Here is an 18,851-nt window from a genome sequence, read left to right as displayed (position 1 = left end):
TATCATCCGGAGAATTCCCCGGAACATTTATTTGGTCTTTTTTGAGTAAGAGGCTTCATCAATCCATCTGTCTCTGGTATTGACATCAATAAGGTACAGAATATTGTCCTGTTGTGTCAGCAATAAAGTCTTCGTGACAGGCATTGGGATTTTTTTGTTTTCAAGCATGTCTGCTCTTAAAGAAATAATATTTTTTTTCCTGATGATATCACCGGTGAAAACATTGGAACTGCTTTCTCCAGTTGCTTTATCATCGAAAACTTCTACATAGGTGGCATTATTCCCTTTGATAATAATAAAGTCCCTCTCCGTATGGTCGGCTTCATCTTTAATAAAAACAAACTTTTTGTTGTCAATATTTACATTTTCAAGATGCTGATTGATGCCTTTTCTTTGTTCAAGTCGGTTAAGGATTTCATTCAAAGTTCCATATTGGGCTTTAAGCCCTAAGGTTCCCAGAAGAAAAATCCCGATTAAAAGTTTTCTCATATACTGTGTTTTATAAAAAAGTTTTGCCAGAATACTGTATTCTGACAAAACTTATATTTTCTAATGTAAAATTAAAGATTACCTCTTCTTTCCTGCTCTCTTTCTAATGCTTCGAACAATGCCTTGAAGTTTCCGGCACCAAAACTCTGTGCGCCGTGTCTTTCAATAATTTCGAAGAATAGAGTAGGACGGTCTTCTACAGGCTTCGTAAAGATCTGTAATAAGTATCCTTCTTCATCATGATCAATAAGTATACCTAACTCCTGAAGTTTTTTAAGATCTTCATCAATATGACCAACTCTTTCAGGAACCATGTCGTAATAAGCTTCCGGTGGAGCAGAAAGGAACTCTACACCACGTTTCTTCAATTCAGTTACGGTGTGGATAATATCCTTTGTTGCCACAGCGATGTGCTGAACTCCTTCACCTTCATAGAAATCAAGATATTCTTCTACCTGAGATTTCTTTTTACCTTCTGCAGGCTCGTTGATTGGGAATTTAGCATATCCGTTTCCGTTTGACATTACTTTAGACATCAATGCAGAATATTCTGTGTTGATCTGCTTGTCATCAAAAGAAAGGATGTTTACAAATCCCATTACTTTTTCATACCATTCTACAGTTGGGATCATTCTGTTCCAGTCAACATTTCCCACACAGTGGTCTACGTATAATAAACCTGCTTCTTCAGGCTTATAATCACTTTCCCACTTTTCATAACCAGGCATGAAAGCTCCGTTATAATTTTTTCTTTCCACAAACATGTGAACGGTTTCTCCGTATGTATAGATACCGGACATTCTTACCTCACCATGCTCATCAGTTAACGTTACAGGCTCTAAATAAGGTTTTCCACCTCTTTTAGTTGTTTCTTCGAAAGCTGCATAAGCGTCATCTACCCAAAGTGCCAAAATTTTTACTCCGTCACCATGTTTTTTTACGTGCTCGCTGATAGGAGAGTCAGATTTAAGTCCTGTTGTTAATACCAATCTGATTTTTCCCTGTTGAAGCACATAAGATGCACGGTCTCTTACTCCTGTTTCAGGACCCGCATAAGCTACAGACTGAAAACCGAAAGCGGTTTTGTAATAATGGGCAGCCTGTTTTGCATTTCCTACATAAAACTCAATATAATCTGTACCGTTAATCGGTAAGAAATTTTCTGCTTGAGCTATTTTCTCGGCAAATGTAAGTGTTGACATATTTTCTCTTTTACTTTTATTTTATTGGTATGCAAATTACAAAATTCTTAGATATGGCGAAAATATTCCCAAGGATTCATTGAATATATTTAACATAACGTTAAAGAAGAGTTTACTTAAGTATATTTAAGTTTCATAAGTCTAAAATCATCTGCCTACATTTGTTATACAAAAGACAAGTGAAAAAAAAATATTTCGAAACATGAAAGCCGTAGATACTCTCTACGGCTTTCTTATTTTAGGTTGTTTCAATTTTTCTGTTGAGCATTCCTGCATCAGGATTATAATTGTCCCAGATCTTCCAGGTATTATTTATTTTTTTGATAAAATAAATTTGTGTACTCAGTTGATTGACAAAATGTTCTTCTCCCGTTTCTCCTACTTTAAACAGAAGATTCCAGAATTCCTGTGATTCCAGAATTTTTTGTCAGGTTCATCAGTAACCACATGGATATCAAATACCTCGTAGTTGGATCTGTTATTTTTTGTTACCAGATGGAAATCCTTGTCACACAGTTCTTTACTGAATTGTGAAGCCCTTTCTAAAAAAGGAGAATCTTCAAATACCAGACCTTTTAAAAGTTCGGTATTGTGAACGGGGAATAGCTTATAAAACTCAAAAGCCGATGCACAATAATCATAAACCATTTGGGTTAGATAGGACTGGTCATCAATTTCTTTGTCGTCAACTTTCTTATATCTTATCGTAAGGATGTAATCATTAAGATCTTTGTATCCTAAGAAGATGCAGATTTTATCAAGTGTTTTAAGAAATCTGAGGTCACTATGGGTTTTATCCTGATAATCATTTTCAAAAAAACGCTGAAGAGTAACATGAGAAATGGTATTTCCGATTTCAAATTTTTTTCCTCCTTTCAGTTCTTCAGCTTCAGAAAGCTCTTCTTTAATAATTTCGGAAAGAATAATATAATGGCTTCTTTTCCATTCATTCACATTCCCCAAAACAGAATTCCTCACCTTGGAATGTTTTACCACTTCGTCTCGTATCGAATTATATATAGTTTTCAATTTCCTTGTTTTTGAATGAATTTTATCAAATATACTGCCAAAAAATTAATATTTTCATATGATTCTATGATGTTAAATTCAAAATTTGTTTTAAAGTTTCAATTAAAAAAGGAGGTTGTAAGGAGTTTATAATTTGATTATCAGTGTTTAAATCTTTCAAAAGCAGCTCTTTCCAGCATTTCTCTGTCATCCGGATGGGCAATGCTGATAAGTTCCTGTGCTCTCTGGCGAAGGTTTTTTCCGTACAGATAAGCTGTTCCGTATTCAGTTACAACATAGTGAATATGCCCTCTAGTAGTAACTACACCAGCGCCTTGCTTAAGAAAGGGAACGATTCTGGAAATTCCTTTTTTTGTTCTTGCGGTAATGGCTATGATAGGTTTTCCCTCATCACTTAAAGCTGCACCGCGCATAAAATCCATTTGACCTCCAATTCCGCTGTACTGGAGTGTTCCGATAGAATCGGCACACACCTGGCCTGTAAGGTCTATTTCAATGGCAGAATTGATGGCTACCATCTTTTTGTTTCTCATGATATTGATAGGAAAATTAACCTCGCTTACATCCCTGAAAGCAAAAACAGTGTTATCATCCACATAATCATAGAGTTTCCGGGTTCCGAAACAGAAACTTGTGATGGTTTTATTATCGTTGTAACCCTTGTATTTATTGTTGATTACATCATTTTGAATCAGGTCAATAACACCGTCGCTAAGCATTTCTGTGTGGATTCCCAGATCCTTGTGATTGGTAAGGCATTTCAGAACCGCATCAGGAATGGTTCCAATTCCCATCTGAAGGGTCGATCTGTCTTCAATAAGCTCTGCTACATTTTTTCCTACGAGCATTTCTTCAGGACCTACTTTGGAACCATAATCTACTGTTGGGAGTTCCTCTTCATGCCAAACCAGCTTGTGGATTCTGCTGATGTGGATCATCCCGTCTCCATGGGTTCTCGGCATTCTTGGGTTAACGATGGCCACAATGATTTTTGCCGTATCTACAGCGGCTCTCGCAATATCCACCGAAGTTCCCAACGTACAAAAACCGTGTTTGTCGGGTGGAGAAACCGTAACAATAGCTACATCAAGAGGCAGAATATTTTTTCTGAATAAAATAGGAATTTCACTTAAGAAAACAGGAACAAAGTCTCCGCGGTCAGAATTCACAGCATCACGCACAGGTGTGGAAACAAATAAAGAGTTAATGAAAAAGCTGTCTTTGTATTGTGGTTTTGCGATTTCCACATTTCCCTGCTGGGTAATGGAAACCATTTCCACATTTTGCAACCGGCCGGACTGTCTTGCCAGCTCGTCAATAAGATAATTGGGCGTACAGGCACTACCGTGAAAAAAGACACGGTTACCGCTTTTTATCGTATATATTGCTTCTTCTGCGCTGATGTAATTATTCATATTTTGTCTTTTTAAAAAGGTGTTAAGATAATTTTATAATTCAAAAAAATACCGCTCTTCTTTCAAAGATAATCTTTATAATTTTATATTCATATAAATATTTTGAGGATATTGAACAGACTTTTATCATACCAATAAACCACCTTTGATTTAAAATAGAAAGGACTGAATGTGTTGGCATTCAGTCCTTTTGTTTTATCTGTTATTTTGGTGAAAATCTTAATTAGCAGTTTCTACTGCAGTTTTCTGTTTCATACTTCCGGTTTCTGCAAATCGTAAATGCCAGCTGAAAGATTCTTCCAATAAATGAGGGGTATGACCTCCTCTTTCACAAGCTCTGTCGAAGTAAGACTGTAGTTCTTCTTTATAATCCGGGTGAACACAATTATCGATGATTTTTTGAGCTCTTTCTCTTGGCGCTAATCCTCTTAAGTCAGCCAAACCAACATCTGTTACCAGAATATCCACATCGTGTTCTGTATGATCGGTATGAGAAACCATTGGAAGGACGTGGGAAATATTGTTGCCTTTTGAAGCAGCCTGAGTTACGAAAATACTTAAATAAGCATTTCTTGCAAAGTCTCCGGAACCTCCGATTCCGTTCATGATTTTGGTTCCTCCGATATGAGTAGAGTTTACATTTCCATAAATATCGAATTCAATAGCTGTATTGATAGCTATTACTCCTAACCTTCTGATCAATCCCGGAGTATTTGAAATATTCTGAGGTCTTAGAACGAATTTGTCTTTATATTTTGAAAGGTTTCCTAATACTCTTTCATAGCATTCCTGAGAAACGGTAATGGATGATGCCGAAGCAAAACTTAGCTTACCGGAATCGATCAGATCAAATGTACTGTCCTGAAGCACTTCGGAAAACATCGTCAGATCATAAAAATTACTGTCTTTGAACCCTGTCAGAACAGCGTTGGCTACTTTACCGATACCTGCCTGCAGAGGAAGTAAGCGGTCTGTAAGGCGTCCTAGAAGGACCTCATTTTCAAAAAAGGCAAGAAGATGTTTGGCAATAGCTGTAGTTTTTTCGTCCGGTTCTGCAATATCAGCCGGACTGTCTTTACGGTTGGTAAATACGATAGCCTCAATTTTTTCAGGATCCACAGGAATGCTTTTTCTCCCGATTTTGTTCCATGGCGCAACAATCGGAATAACATTTCTGTAAGGATAATCTTCAGCCTGGTAGATATCATGGATTCCATAAACTTCTTCAGGAACTTCCGTATTGATTTCAATAATAACCTTTTTAGCCAAAGCCGCAAAAGTCACAGAATTTCCTACAGAAGTAGTAGGAACGATGCTTCCGTCTCTTTCAATATAAGCCGCTTCGATAATGGCTACATCAATGCTTTGGAGATTTTTGGTGTGAAGAAGCTCGGCACTTTCACTTAAATGCTGGTCGATGAAGAGAATTTCACCGTTGTTAATTTTGTTTCTTAAGATAGGGTCTACCTGGAATGGCATTCTTTTTTTCAGAACATTGGCTTCCGCCAGTTTTCCATCGGTACCGTGCCCCAGTGAAGCTCCGGTCATCAAAGTGACCTTAAGGTCTTCTGTTTTTCCTCTTTCAGCCAATGCCGGTAAAATGGCTTTGCTGTCACCTGCTTTTGTAAAGCCGCTGGACCCGATGGTCATACCGTCTTTAATGATTTTTACAGCGTTTTCGGCTGTGGTTACCTTTTGGTGTAAACTTTCTAATCTGATTCTTTCTAACATGTAATATTGATTTTGTTTTAAACCACCATTACTTAGGATGCGATATGAAAAATAATGATGGTCAATATGTTAACCATACCTCACAAATTTACAAAAAAAGACGCTTTAAATAAAGGATTTAAAGCGTCTTTTGTATGTATTCAGTAATACTTTTTGATAATTTTTAATGATTTATTCTAACCATGAAGTTTTATAAGAAGGATCTTCTACTTTTAAAGCTTCCTCTGTAATTTTTAACGGACGGAAAGGGTCTACCATTACGGCATATTCTTCCGTGAATTTTTTGCCGATACTTCTTTCCATAGCACCAGGGTGAGGTCCGTGTACAATTCCGCCAGGATGAAGGGTAAAGTCCATTAAATCAATGTGGTTACGGCTCATGAAATCACCTTCTGTGTAGAATAATACCTCATCAGAATCAATATTAGAGTGGTTGTACGGAGCAGGAATAGCCTGTGGATGATAATCATACATTCTTGCACAGAATGAGCACACTACGAAATTGTGTCCTTCAAAATTCTGGTGAACCGGTGGCGGTTGGTGAATTCTTCCCGTAATAGGTTCGAAGTTTTTAATATTGAATTTATAAGGATAAAAATAGCCATCCCAGCCCACGACATCGAACGGGTGAGTAGCGTAGATGAAGTCGGTAATCTGGTTTTCTTTTTTTACTTTAATAAGGAATTCTCCTTTTTCGTCTATGGGTTCTCTGTAGGTAGGAGCAATGATATCTCTTTCGCAGAATGGCGAATGTTCCAAAAGCTGTCCGAATTCATTTCTGTATCTTTTCGGAGTATAAATAGGAGAGTGGCTTTCCAGTACAAAAAAGACTGTATCACCAGATTTCAGTTCTACCTGATAAATGGTTCCTCTCGGAATAATAAGATAATCTCCGGTTTCGAATTCAAGATCTCCCACAAATGTTTTTAAGATTCCGGCTCCGTTATGAACATACAAAAGCTCATCACATTCTGCATTTTTGTAGAAATAATCCATCGATTTTCTTGGCTTTGCCAATCCCATTTTCAGGTCATTGTTCATCAAAAGGATCTTTCGGCTGTCCATAAAATCATCTTCAGGAGTGACGTTCATTCCTTTAAACATTCTTGGAGCCACATTTTTTTCCACAGCGATTTTGGGAGTAACATCTTTCGGCTCACCGATAGATTTGATTTGTGTAGGGCGGTGGATATGATATAACAGAGAAGAAATACCATGGAAGCCTTCTGTACCGAAAAGCTGTTCATAGTAAAATTTATCTTCCGGAGACTTAAAGATCGTATGTCTTTTTTGTGGGATATTTCCCAATTGATGATATCTCATTTTACTTTCATATGTAGTTTCTCAAATTTAATCATTTTTCATGAATTGGCTCAACCTATATTTTCTGGATTAAGTTTTGTATTTGAAAAATAATTGTTAGATTTGTCTAACAATTTTAATTTCATGAAGCGAATATTATTTTCTATTACTTTTTTATCTACCTATTGCTTTGCGCAGGAGACGGACAGTTTGAGCTTGCAGCAGACTAAAAGTCAGGATTCTGCCAGGGTTATGAAGAGGGAATTTAAGACCAGTACCATTGAAGATGTAGTGGTTACCGGTACCATAAAACCGATGAGCAGGTCCAAAAGTCCTGTTGCCGTAGAGATCTACAGTCAGAAATTTTTTCAGAAAAATCCTACTCCCAGTATTTTTGAGGCCATTGCCATGGTTAATGGAGTAAAACCTCAGCTGAACTGTTCTGTGTGCAATACGGGAGATATTCACATCAACGGACTGGAAGGGCCTTATACCATGATTCTGATTGACGGAATGCCGATTGTAAGTTCACTTTCCACCGTCTATGGATTAAGTGGAATTCCTAATAGTTTGGTTGACCGAATTGAAGTAGTAAAAGGCCCTGCATCTTCCATCTACGGTTCTGAAGCCATGGGAGGGGTTATCAATATTATCACCAAAAATGCACTGACCGCTCCTAAATTAAGTATTGACCTGATGACATCGAGCTGGTTTGAAAATAATCTGGATCTTTCTACTAAATTCAACGTAGGGAAGAATGCCGCTTCATTATTAAGTTTAAATTATTTCAGTTTTCAGGAAAGAATAGATCAGAATAAAGATAATTTCACGGATACCACTTTACAAAGTAGAATTTCCGTATTTAACAAGTGGAATTTTAAGAGAAAAGAAAACAGACAGGCAAGTTTTGCTTTGAGGTATCTGTATGAAGACCGCTTTGGGGGAGAAATGCAATGGAATAAATCTTTCCGAGGCAGTGACGAAGTATACGGAGAAAGTATCTATACCAACAGAGCAGAGGTTTTCGGATTGTACGAATGGCCGATGAAAGAGCATATCGTGACACAGTTTTCTTATAATTATCATGATCAGAATTCGTTTTATGGATCAAACCCATTCAATGCAACACAAAAGGTAGCCTTTGTGCAAACGTATTGGGACAGGAGCTTCGGGAAACATGATATCACGGCCGGACTTACCTTCAAAAGAACTTTTTACGATGATAATACTCCGGGAACACTCGATGCAGATGGCATCACCAATGCACCGATGAAATCTCCTATCTGGGGAGCTTTCATTCAGGATCAGTGGGAAATCAACGATAAAAATACTTTGCTGATTGGATACAGATATGATTATGATAAAATACATCACTCCGTTCACTCACCGAGGTTTGCATGGAAATTTAATCCCAATCCATATCATACTTTACGTTTCAATTTTGGAACAGGTTTTAGAGTGGTTAATTTATTTACAGAAGATCACGCAGCTTTGACAGGTTCAAGGGAAGTTGTGGTAAAATCTGACCTGAAACCGGAAAGATCTATTAATGGAAACCTGAATTATATCTGGAAAATTCCCGTAGGAAACAGAATGGTGAATCTTGATGCATCTGCATTTTACACTTATTTCAGTAATAAAATTGTAGGAGATTTTGATTCTGATCCTAATAAAATTATTTATGACAACCTTCACGGATATGGAATTTCAAGAGGTGCTTCCCTGAATGTGGATTTTAGTTTTCAGTTTCCTTTGAGTGTCAATCTTGGTGTTACTTATCTGGATGTCTATCAGAAATTTGATAATGAAAATCAAAAAACACAGCAGCTGCATGCACCAAAATGGAGTGGAACTTATAACCTGACCTATAAGTTTGCGAATAACCTGACCATCGATTTTACAGGACAGTTCTACGGTCCAATGCGATTACCTGTCTTAGTAAATGATTTCCGTCCCGAATATTCACCCTTTTATTCTCTGGCCAATATTCAGGTGTCCAAGAGTTTCAAATCCGGATTTGAAGTGTATTGCGGAATGAAAAATTTATTCAATTTCAGACCTAAAGATCCTTTGATGAGACCATTTGACCCGTTTGATAAATATATTGATGATCCTATAAACAACCCTAATCATTATACTTTTGATACGGCATACGGTTATGCCCCGATGCAGGGAATCAGAGGTTTCTTAGGAGTAAAATATACTTTAAAGTGAAAAAAATAGCTTTATTTTTAATGTTAGTGCCCTGTTTTTATCTGTCTCAGATGAAGACAGGCACTTTTTCTGATCTTGAGGTTCAGCAGAAAGAAAATCCTAAACCGGTTGTGATCCATCTTTATACAGATTGGTGTGCGGTGTGTAAGATTGAGTCTTTCCGTATGAATAAAGATAAGGAGCTGGTGAGTATGATCAATGATCACTTTTATTTTATCAACTTTGAGTCAGAGAAGACAAAGGAGAAAATTCATTTCCAGAATCAGGAGTTTGAATATCTGCAGAATGGAAATTCCGGAATTCATGAGTTGGCGCTGGCTTTGTCTAAGAATAAAAACCAACCTGTTTATCCTTTGTGGATATTCCTGGATAAGCATCAGAATCTGGTGTATTATCAGGAAGGACAAATGACGCCTGAAAAAATGAAGCAGAAGCTGTTGGAGATTTCTGCTTTGTGAGGTGTAAGATTAAATATAGACAATTATACACAATTCCACATTAATCCTGCTATCTTATTATTAGGACACTCTCATTCTGAATGTAACGCAGTGAAATGAAGAATCTAAGCTTTACATGAGATTCTTCCTTCGTCAGAATGCCAATCGTGTAAAATCTTATATAGTAGTCTAAATTTAGATCGCTGCATCAATCAAAACCGCCAGCTGAATGCAAGGCTCGTCAGAACGGTTGCTCCATGCATGATTTGTTCCTCTCTGGATAACGATGTCGCCAGGTTTCAAAAGCGTTTCTCCTTCCTCCATGATGAGGTAAAGTTCGCCGGAAAGAATAATGATATAATCCAGTGTTGGCGTTTGATGCATCATCGGATGAGGTTCGTTCTTTTTCCATTCTATACCTAAATCTTTATCAGGAGGAACTACTACATATCGGAAGTAAGTACCATTTTTAGGAGTTTGTGGAAATCCGGTATTGGGAATTTGGGTTTCAAAGTCCAGGCTGGCCGGCATTGTCTGGGCATTCCATACGTCTGAAATGATGAGTCCTGGAAAATGTTCCACAGCGTTTTCTACTTGTTGATCTTCAGTAATAACGGATTTTCCGTCTTTTATTCCTGTTACGATTCGTCTTGGTATTTTATTCATAGATTAATGTTTCATAATAAGTTTATGACCTTGAGTCTGATTATTTTTAGAATAGAATGTGCCTGTAGAACGGTATCCAAAGAAAGATTTCCAACGGTTCTATATTGTGGAGGGAGAATCGTTCCGTTTTCAATAAGTGTTTTGATGGTAAGCAAGCTGTTTTTATAATACTCGTATTTTTTTACCATTCCATACATATAATTGGAGATATTCATAATCATAGTTCCTTTGTTGAAAAGGGTTTCATGAGCATCTCTAGTGACCAAGGCTGTCACATCCACATACGTTCCGTTGATTTTTAAAACTTCTGCGGTGATTTCAGACATATAGTTTCCCACCAGATCAATTCCATATTCGAAAGGTTGATCATTATTGGCTTTTAGAATATTACCGATTAGATTTTCTTCTTTATAGTTGATGATCTGATGATTTTTCAATCCCAGATTGAGAAGAATCTGTCTGTTTTCCTCGCTGCCAACCGTGGCTGTGATCTGTTGGATATTATGTGCTAATAAAATTTTAATCAGAAATGAACCGACTCCTCCTGTTGCTCCTGTTACTAAAACTGTATTTTCGGGGTTTAATTTCAAACGGTTAAAAATCTGTAAAGAAGTAAGGCCTGCCGAAGGAATGGCAGCCGCCTGTTCAAATGAAATATTTTTTGGTTTAAAGGAAACAATGGCTTCAGGAACGACAATATATTCAGCATAAGTGCCGTTGCTTCCCATGGAACCGCTGCCACAATAGACTTCATCTCCAATATTGAATTCTGTAACATCAGAACCTTTATCCGCTACAATTCCGGATAGTTCTCTTCCTAATATCGGAGAACTGATCAGTTTTCGTTCCAGTTCATTTTCCAGCATCTGATAATCGATGGGATTGAAACCACTTGCTTTAATATGGATTAAAACTTCATTGCTTTTGGGTTTTGGCTGTTCTGCCAGTCCGTTTTCCAGTGCTCCGTTCTTATTTAAAATAACTGCTTTCATTATTGTTAATTTGATACACAAATGTAAAGCGGGAATAGTTTATATTTGCTACTAGTTAACCAATGGTAACTAGTTACCTTCATGAAACTATTATGGCAAAAATCATTGAAAACGGTATCGAAAGAGAAGCAAGCTGTACCGAAGAATTGTTCGCGATGCGGGACAGTCTGGATGTTTTAGGAGGGAAATGGAAACTGATGATTTTACGGTATCTGACGAACAGACCTAATCAGATGATCCATTTTAAAAAGCTGGAACGCAGTATAGAAGGTATCTCTGCGAAAATGTTGAGTAAAGAATTAAAAGAACTTGAAACGAATCTCCTGATCACAAGAACCATTCAGGATACAAAGCCGATTACGGTAACTTATGCGGTGACCGAATATGGAAAATCTGTATTTCCGGTGACAGAAACATTGGTGAATTGGGGGATCATTCATCGGGAAAAGATCAAAGAATCAATGAATTCTTCGGAACAATAGATAAAAAATCCTCAGACCGGATTAAGGTTGAGGATTTTTCATACTATCAAAAAGTATCTTTTTGTTAATTTTTATTTAACCACGACTGTACAAGCTCAGCGTGATCTTTCACCCATTCTTTGGCGGTGGCTTCTTTGTTTTTACTCTGTTCCATTTTCATTAAAAGATCGGACATGTTTTCATCATCAAAATGGAGTTTTGAAAAGAATTTGGCCAGCTCAGGATGATCTTTTGCAAAGCTTTTTCTGGAGTAAGTTTTAATCTGTTCTGCTTCACCATATATCTTTTGAGGATCATCAAGAAATTTAAGCTTCATTTTTCCAAACATCCAGTGGGGCTGCCATCCGGTTACCACAATCCATTCTTTACGTTGGATAGCGTTCTGTAATTCGGTGATCATGGCAATGGTAGAAGAGTTAATCTGATGATAATCCAGTTTATAGTCAATAATTGCTTTATCCGTTCCGGTGGTTAATCCGGCTCCTTTTTCAATTCCAATGATTCTTTGATTGAACTGATTTTTATTGTGATTGAGCTCTTCAATGGAGTTAACAGGAACGTATTCAGGTACAACTAATCCTATACGACCGTTGTCATAATTGGTTCCAAGATGAGTCAGCCCAGGAAATTTAGCAAGCTTTTTCGCATGAGTGTAAGGAAGCCAGACTCCCATGAAAAGGTCTGTATCTTCATTATTCATCGAAGCCAGAATCATATCTGTAGAAGCTTTTTGAATAATCACATGATAACCTTGCTGGTCAAGAATAGCTTTAGCAACGTGCGTCATTGCAACATCTTCCGCCCAGCCGTCTACCATTCCTATGGTAATATATTTAGAATTTTTTATGTTTTCACACGAACTTAATGCTGTAAATAGTAACATTAAAAGGGGCAAAAACAGATATTTAAGTTGTTTCATCTTATTGCTTTTTCTTTACAAATCCCTGAGTAATACGGTCGAGGATAATGGCCAATATCACTACGGATAAACCACTTTCAAATCCTAATCCGATATCCAGATTATTAATTCCTTCCAGTACTTTCTCCCCTAAACCGCCTGCAGCAATCATTCCTGCAATAACGACCATGGATAATGATAACAATATGGTTTGATTAATCCCTGTTAAAATCGTTTTCATCGCTAAAGGAAGCTCTACTTTGAACAGAATCTGACGGTTGGTAGCACCAAAAGCTCTGGCAGCCTCCACAATATCTTTCGGAACGGCTTCAATTCCCAGTGTCGTTAATCGAACTGCTGGCGGCATGGCGAAAATAATCGTTGCAAAAGCACCCGGTACTTTACCGATACTGAAAAACAGTACAGCCGGGATCAGATAGACAAATGCGGGCATAGTCTGCATCAAATCCAGTAAAGGACGAATGATTTTGTCAGCTATTTTGCTTTTCGCTGCTAAAATTCCAAGCGGAATAGAAAGAATAAGGGCTGTAATGGTGGAAACAAAAATAAGTGCCAGCGTTTCCATGGTTTCTTTCCATAATCCCATTAAAAATATTAAACTTAATCCGGCAGCCGTTACTACAGCAATGCCTTTTCCGGCTTTCCATAGTGCCAGCAGGGTAAAAAAGAGAATGATTACATAAAAAGGAGTGTTTGTTAAAACCCATTCAATCCCCATAATAGAGGAATTTCCCAGATGCTTTATGACATCAAATACAGGTTTTCCGTTTTCTGTGAGCCAATTGATTGCAGTTTCTACATATTGACCTATATCTATAGTTTTATTCATCTTATTGGTTGTTTGCGATTTCTTTTAATTCGATAATCTCTTCTTCGTTAAATTTGGTCGCTTCTATGACCAGTGATAACTGAGTGACAAGACCTAAAAATTTATTGTCTTCATCAATTACAGCGATGGATGATTTATTTTCAGAGATCAGCGGCAGCATTTCTTCTACAGTTACTTCAGGATAAACCGAAGGAACATTGCTGTTGATAATAGATTCTACCGTAGGTTCTTTCTTTCTGGCAATGCGGACCACATCATTAAGGGTTACAAAACCCAGAAATTTATTTTGAAAATCTACCACTGGCAAGTTTTCTAATCCCGTGGCTCTCATTTTTCTTAAAGCGCCTTCAGGACCGTCTTTTCTGAAACGTACCACTGTCGCTTTATCAAACATTAAAGATCTGGCAGTAATAATCGTTTTACGGTCTACTTTCTCTACGAACGCTTTTACATAATCGCTTGCCGGATTGGTCAGAATATCTTCAGCAGTTCCTATCTGTTCTATGACACCATCTTTCATGATGACGATGCGGTCTCCGATTTTAATGGCTTCGTCCAGATCATGGGTAATAAAGACTATGGTTTTTTGCAACGTATTCTGCAGTTCAAGCAGCTGATCCTGCATTTCAGATTTTATCAATGGGTCCAGTGCGGAAAAGGCTTCATCCATAAGCAGAACTTCAGGGTCGTTTGCCAGTGCTCTTGCCAATCCTACTCTCTGCTGCATTCCTCCGGAAAGTTGGGAAGGATATTGGTTTTCAAAGCCGGTTAATCCGACGATGTCCAATGCTTTCTGTGCTTTTTTATCGCGTGAAGCTTTGTCTTCTCCTCTTATTTCCAGCCCGAAACCAGCATTGTCGAGAATTGTATGATGGGGAAGTAATCCAAATTTCTGAAATACCATACTCATTTCCGTTCTTCTTACTTGTAAAAGTTCCTTGTTGTTTTTACTGGTAATATCATCGTCATTGATGAATACTTTTCCTGAAGTGGGTTCATTCAGTCTGTTAAGGCAACGCAGTAAAGTAGATTTTCCGCTTCCCGAAAGTCCCATGATCACAAAGAATTCTCCTTCATAAATTTCAAAACTGGCTTTGTTGATTCCTATGGTGCAGCCTGTTTTTTCAAGAATTTCCTTTTTGGAAAAACCTTTATCCAGAAGTTCCTGTGCTTTTTCTTTGTTTTTACCAAAGATGATGGTCAGGTCTTCCACTTTAAGTTTTACTTTTCTAGTGTTTTCATTTTTTTCCATATTCAGAATTTTTCAATTAATAATTTGATATAAAAAATTGTACACCAATTCATTACATACATTTAGCTTTTGTTGTTCTGCTGTTGATCATAGGATAAAATAATTTGCTAAGCCTTTAGTGATAAAAGCTTTAAACAAAAAAATAACAGCATAAAGACCTGCTGGCCTTATGTTTATTTTAAATATTTCAATAGATTATACTCTAGAAAAAGAGTGTATTATGTAAAAAGAAACTGATCTTTTACATAGATTCTACAATTAAATTACTGATGAGGTAATTACAGATATGTGTACTGAACAACTTGAATGGCTACATTTCATCAAAATGCTTGCCAGCATCAAAAAACTGTATATCAATTTTTTATGACGGTGCAAATTTACGAATTTTATATTAAATGGATTTTTACGTATGTAAGTTTTTGATTTTCAATACTATTTAAAAGAGGTGATTCATGACGAATTTTCTCTTATCATTAAGTTAAAAGATAAGTAAGGTAATTATTTTAAAAGTTAAGCTGTAAGATTATTTCAATAAAACAGCAATAATGGCAAGGATAGCTGGTAAAGCCTGAACGAAAAATATTTTTTTAGTGGCAGAAATGGCTCCATAGATTCCGGCTACAGCTACACACCCTAAAAAGAATAATGCCACATTGGTCTGCCATTGCGGATCTTTAATCAGGAATGACCAGATCAGTCCGGCAGCCAGAAAACCATTGTAAAGTCCCTGGTTGGCAGCAAGTCCTTTCGTTGGTTTAAACATTTCCGCAGGGAGAGCTGCTTTAAAAACTTCCTTTCCTTTGGTTTCCCATGCGAACATTTCCATCCAAAGGATATAAAGATGTTCCAGTGCAACGACAGCGATCAGAATTTTAGCAACGATTTCCATGATTCAATATTTTTCTCATTGTAAAACTAAAAAAATAAAGTTAAGTTTGAGTATTAAATCTTACAATGGATTCATTCAAATCACATTTAAACAAATTTATTACGGTAACTGACGAAGAATATACTTCTATTGTATCATTTTTTGAGGTAATGGATGTTAAAAAGAAGCAAAATCTGGTGCTGGAAGGTGAAGTATGCCGGACCATGTATTTTGTAGTGAAAGGATGTCTGAGAAAGTTTTTTATCAATGAAAAAGGAGTAGAGCAGACGACGGAATTTGCCATTGAAAACTGGTGGATTACAGATACATTTGCTTACGAAAGGCAGATACAAACTAACTTTTCTATACAGGCGGTAGAACCTTCTTCCGTTTTGGTGATTGATCTGGAGCGACAGGAAGAATTATTACAAAAGCATCCTATTATGGAAAGGTATTTTCGCATGATCTATCAGCGGGCATATGCTGCTGCGGAACGCAGAATCCGTTATTTATATGAGATGTCCAGAGAAGAACTTTATATGCATTTCAGTACATTGTATCCGTGGTTTATTCAAAGGATTCCTCAATATCTGATTGCCTCATTTTTGAATCTTACTCCGGAATATCTGAGTGAAATCAGAGCAAAATTACGATCTTAAACCAGTTTAAGTTTTTTACGGATCAGAAGACGGAAATTTGTCATGTGATTAAAAGCTAATGCAATGACAGATCAAAAATATCAATTTCCGCAACTTTTTTTAAGACTGGCTCTCGCCGTTACGATGCTTTCTGCAGTAGCAGACAGGTTCGGATTATGGAGTAAAGAAAATTCATCATGGGGAAACATGGAGCGTTTTAAAGAATATACAAGACAGCTTACCTTTTTTCTTCCGGAAGCTTTAAGTACGGTTTCAGCGTATGCCGCTACCTTTTTAGAAATTCTTTTTCCTTTGATGCTGATTTTTGGATTTAAAACAAGAATTGCGGCCTACGGAAGCAGTATACTGCTGTTAATTTTTGCGATATCCATGACCATCGCATCGGGACCAAAAGCTCCACTGAACTATTCCGTATGGGTGGGAAGTGCAGCAGCACTTTTACTGGCGGTACAGCAGCATTATTCTTTAAGTATAGATCAATTAACCAAAAAAATATAATATTATGAGCGCAAGATTAAATATTGCAACAGTAGATTCAGCAGCCTATAAAGCTATGCTGGGATTGGAAGGGTATTTACAAACGATTTCTTTAACACACATTCAGAAGGAACTGGTTAAGATCAGAGCTTCACAGATCAATAAATGTGCTTTCTGTCTTGATATGCATACCAAAGATGCCATCAAATACGGAGAAAATCCTCAAAGAATTTTTATTCTGAACGGATGGACAGAAGCAAAAGAATTTTTCACTGAAGAAGAGCAGGTGCTGTTGGCTATGACGGAAGAAATTACACTGATCAGCGATAAAGGTTTAACTGAAGAAACGTATCAGAAAGCAAAGTCTTTCTTTGATGAAAACCAGATCGCTCAGATTATTATGGCGATTATTACCATCAATGCCTGGAACAGAATTGCAGTAAGTACTCATCTTCCGATTGCAAAATAGGGAAGTCAGGAAGATGGAGGATAAAAGTTGATGAAGACTGTATTATCTATGGATATTTATTTTATTAAAAAAAAACGGCCTTTCAAATTTTTGAAAGGCCGTTTTGATGCAAGATGCAAAGTGACAGTGTAACAGGGTTCGGGTATTAATTCTAAAAATAAATTTTTTGGTTCATTTTATTTTTTAAACCGGAATTACATTGTCTCTCCGTTTCTCGGATTATATTTCTAATAATTAAATTAATAAATAGCTACAGGATTTACATTCACCTGAGTAGAACCTACATACAAAGGCTGTCCCAGCACGAATAAAAATTCCCAGACTTTTTGTTTTACCAAAGGACGGCTGTCTATCAGTTCCAGGTTATAAATTCCTTTTTTAGCCAGCATAAACTGGTTGATGGGAAATTCTTCCTTACTTTTTGGGTTAGGATAGACTTCAGAAGCCCAGGTGTCGCCACCAAAAGCTACGATTCCCTGATCGGCAAGCCATTTTGCGGCATCCATACCGATTCCGGGTTCTGTTTCAAGGAATTGCTGATTGTTTTTACCAATCAATTCAAGCCATCCCGTATTGAAAAGAACGATATCACCTTTTCGTAAGGTAAGTTCCTGTTTCTTCAAAACAGATTTAATATCTTCTACTGTAAATTCTGTTCCTCCGGGTACGATTGATTTTCCATAATGAGCAGTCATATCAAGCACTACACCTCGGGTAACGAAAGGGGGTACTTTTTCAACACCCAGTCTTTTTACGCCTTCGACGGTTACGAAATCTGTTGCCTTGTTTCCGTTATAGTAAGTATTGTCAATACCAATGTGTCCGATACCGTTCAGCTGTGTTCCCACTCCGGTCCATCCGTTGACCAGTTCGTCATTGAAGGTGAATTTATTAGGACCTATGCTTTTTCCGCCCTGTTCTCCGGGCTGAATATTGTATAAATTGAAACTTCTGTGTCTGAAAGCAGGAAGGTTTTTATCAATAGGAACCGCAAGCGCTAATGTTTTGCCCTGTTTTACTAATCCTAGTGCCTGTTTTACAACTTCCGGCGTTAATAGATTCGCTGCTCCAATCTCATCTTTCGCACCGTAAACCGAAGGATACCATGATTGGTCTTCCGGATTGACGAGTGTCTGAGCTTTTAAACTAATGCTGCTGATAGTCAATAGCGTAGCTAACCCGAACATTTTGATCAGATTATTTTTCATTTTTAAAAAGATTTGGGGGTTAAAAGAGGGAAGCAGAAAGCTGGGAGAGGGAAGTTCTATTAGTGTATTGATAATTAGGTGGTTTCTATGCACTTTTCTGCATGTAACAAAGAGATTCCTCCTTCGTCGGAATGACAGTTGAAGTTCAATCGTAAACCAATCTATTGGTTATCCGACATCAATAACTTCCATCTTCCAGCCTCCTTCTTCC

General features: G+C 37.3%; 19 protein-coding genes. 6 read left to right on the top strand and 13 right to left on the bottom strand.

The genetic code is table 11. The features are described 5' to 3' along the window. Positions 1–27: 27 nt before the first annotated feature. The 6 genes from KBP46_RS09500 to KBP46_RS09475 all read right to left on the bottom strand — a co-directional run bounded on the left by KBP46_RS09500 (position 28) and on the right by KBP46_RS09475 (position 7,189). A complete protein-coding gene (locus KBP46_RS09500) occupies positions 28–489 on the bottom strand; it encodes a hypothetical protein (protein ID WP_114820841.1) in 462 nt (153 codons plus the stop codon). 71 nt (positions 490–560) lie between these two features. Next, a complete protein-coding gene (hppD, locus tag KBP46_RS09495; RefSeq protein WP_062675378.1) occupies positions 561–1,691 on the bottom strand; it encodes a 4-hydroxyphenylpyruvate dioxygenase in 1,131 nt (376 codons plus the stop codon). A 378-nt stretch (positions 1,692–2,069) separates the two neighbouring features. Then, positions 2,070–2,720, bottom strand: coding sequence for a hypothetical protein (locus tag KBP46_RS09490; RefSeq protein WP_253297250.1), 651 nt, complete (start codon positions 2,718–2,720; stop codon positions 2,070–2,072). Between the two features lie 140 nt (positions 2,721–2,860). Further along, complete coding sequence (locus tag KBP46_RS09485; protein WP_216445214.1) at positions 2,861–4,135, bottom strand: acetyl-CoA hydrolase/transferase family protein; 1,275 nt, start codon at positions 4,133–4,135, stop codon at positions 2,861–2,863. A gap of 219 nt (positions 4,136–4,354) precedes the next feature. Further along, complete coding sequence (locus tag KBP46_RS09480) at positions 4,355–5,866, bottom strand: succinate CoA transferase (RefSeq protein ID WP_047424366.1); 1,512 nt, start codon at positions 5,864–5,866, stop codon at positions 4,355–4,357. Between the two features lie 171 nt (positions 5,867–6,037). After that, complete coding sequence (locus tag KBP46_RS09475) at positions 6,038–7,189, bottom strand: homogentisate 1,2-dioxygenase (protein WP_216445213.1); 1,152 nt, start codon at positions 7,187–7,189, stop codon at positions 6,038–6,040. A 123-nt stretch (positions 7,190–7,312) separates the two neighbouring features. Between KBP46_RS09475 and KBP46_RS09470 the strand changes: the two genes are divergently transcribed. Continuing rightward, on the top strand, positions 7,313–9,382 hold the full coding sequence (locus KBP46_RS09470) for a TonB-dependent siderophore receptor (protein ID WP_216445212.1): 2,070 nt from the start codon (positions 7,313–7,315) through the stop codon (positions 9,380–9,382). A 50-nt stretch (positions 9,383–9,432) separates the two neighbouring features. Next, the gene (locus KBP46_RS09465; RefSeq protein ID WP_228432386.1) at positions 9,433–9,840 is read left to right on the top strand and encodes a thioredoxin fold domain-containing protein; all 408 of its coding nucleotides are present in this window, start codon (positions 9,433–9,435) and stop codon (positions 9,838–9,840) included. Positions 9,841–10,014: 174 nt separating this feature from the next. Here the strand turns inward: KBP46_RS09465 and KBP46_RS09460 are convergent, their stop codons facing one another. Beyond that, the gene (locus KBP46_RS09460; RefSeq protein WP_216445210.1) at positions 10,015–10,485 is read right to left on the bottom strand and encodes a cupin domain-containing protein; all 471 of its coding nucleotides are present in this window, start codon (positions 10,483–10,485) and stop codon (positions 10,015–10,017) included. A gap of 11 nt (positions 10,486–10,496) precedes the next feature. Beyond that, complete coding sequence (locus tag KBP46_RS09455) at positions 10,497–11,477, bottom strand: NADP-dependent oxidoreductase (RefSeq protein WP_253297249.1); 981 nt, start codon at positions 11,475–11,477, stop codon at positions 10,497–10,499. A gap of 92 nt (positions 11,478–11,569) precedes the next feature. On the opposite strand from KBP46_RS09455, the gene KBP46_RS09450 reads away from it, so the two are divergent. Then, positions 11,570–11,959, top strand: a complete 390-nt coding sequence (locus KBP46_RS09450) for a helix-turn-helix domain-containing protein (RefSeq protein ID WP_062675653.1) — start codon at positions 11,570–11,572, stop codon at positions 11,957–11,959. A gap of 64 nt (positions 11,960–12,023) precedes the next feature. On the opposite strand, the gene KBP46_RS09445 is transcribed toward KBP46_RS09450, so the two are convergent. The 4 genes from KBP46_RS09445 to KBP46_RS09430 form a co-directional block, all read right to left on the bottom strand. Continuing rightward, positions 12,024–12,878: a glycine betaine ABC transporter substrate-binding protein gene (locus KBP46_RS09445; RefSeq protein ID WP_216445209.1), complete on the bottom strand. Its 855-nt coding sequence runs from the start codon at positions 12,876–12,878 to the stop codon at positions 12,024–12,026. 1 nt (position 12,879) lies between these two features. Further along, entirely contained in the window at positions 12,880–13,707 is an 828-nt protein-coding gene (locus tag KBP46_RS09440; protein ID WP_110367868.1) for a proline/glycine betaine ABC transporter permease, read from the bottom strand. A 1-nt stretch (position 13,708) separates the two neighbouring features. Then, complete coding sequence (locus tag KBP46_RS09435) at positions 13,709–14,959, bottom strand: glycine betaine/L-proline ABC transporter ATP-binding protein (protein WP_062675368.1); 1,251 nt, start codon at positions 14,957–14,959, stop codon at positions 13,709–13,711. 523 nt (positions 14,960–15,482) lie between these two features. Continuing rightward, positions 15,483–15,848 (bottom strand): DUF1304 domain-containing protein, encoded by a 366-nt coding sequence (locus KBP46_RS09430; RefSeq protein ID WP_047429381.1) that lies wholly within the window; start codon positions 15,846–15,848, stop codon positions 15,483–15,485. A 65-nt stretch (positions 15,849–15,913) separates the two neighbouring features. Here KBP46_RS09430 and KBP46_RS09425 point away from each other — a divergent pair, with 65 nt between their 5' ends. The 3 genes from KBP46_RS09425 (at position 15,914) to KBP46_RS09415 (ending at position 17,432) form a co-directional block, all read left to right on the top strand. Beyond that, on the top strand, positions 15,914–16,486 hold the full coding sequence (locus tag KBP46_RS09425; RefSeq protein ID WP_216445208.1) for a Crp/Fnr family transcriptional regulator: 573 nt from the start codon (positions 15,914–15,916) through the stop codon (positions 16,484–16,486). Positions 16,487–16,549: 63 nt separating this feature from the next. Next, positions 16,550–16,984: a DoxX family protein gene (locus tag KBP46_RS09420; protein WP_216445207.1), complete on the top strand. Its 435-nt coding sequence runs from the start codon at positions 16,550–16,552 to the stop codon at positions 16,982–16,984. 4 nt (positions 16,985–16,988) lie between these two features. Further along, positions 16,989–17,432 carry a carboxymuconolactone decarboxylase family protein gene (locus tag KBP46_RS09415; RefSeq protein ID WP_123278840.1) on the top strand — a complete coding sequence of 148 codons (444 nt, stop codon included), beginning with the start codon at positions 16,989–16,991 and terminating at the stop codon, positions 17,430–17,432. Between the two features lie 239 nt (positions 17,433–17,671). On the opposite strand, the gene KBP46_RS09410 is transcribed toward KBP46_RS09415, so the two are convergent. Beyond that, the gene (locus KBP46_RS09410) at positions 17,672–18,640 is read right to left on the bottom strand and encodes a cyclase family protein (RefSeq protein WP_216445206.1); all 969 of its coding nucleotides are present in this window, start codon (positions 18,638–18,640) and stop codon (positions 17,672–17,674) included. Positions 18,641–18,851 lie beyond the last annotated feature (211 nt).

The sequence above is a fragment of the Chryseobacterium sp. PCH239 genome, assembly GCF_018924625.1.
GTDB classification, from domain to species: Bacteria; Bacteroidota; Bacteroidia; order Flavobacteriales; family Weeksellaceae; genus Chryseobacterium; species Chryseobacterium cucumeris.
The sequence above is the reverse complement of the archived record's forward strand: the minus strand, read 5'-3'. Positions and strand labels throughout refer to the sequence as shown.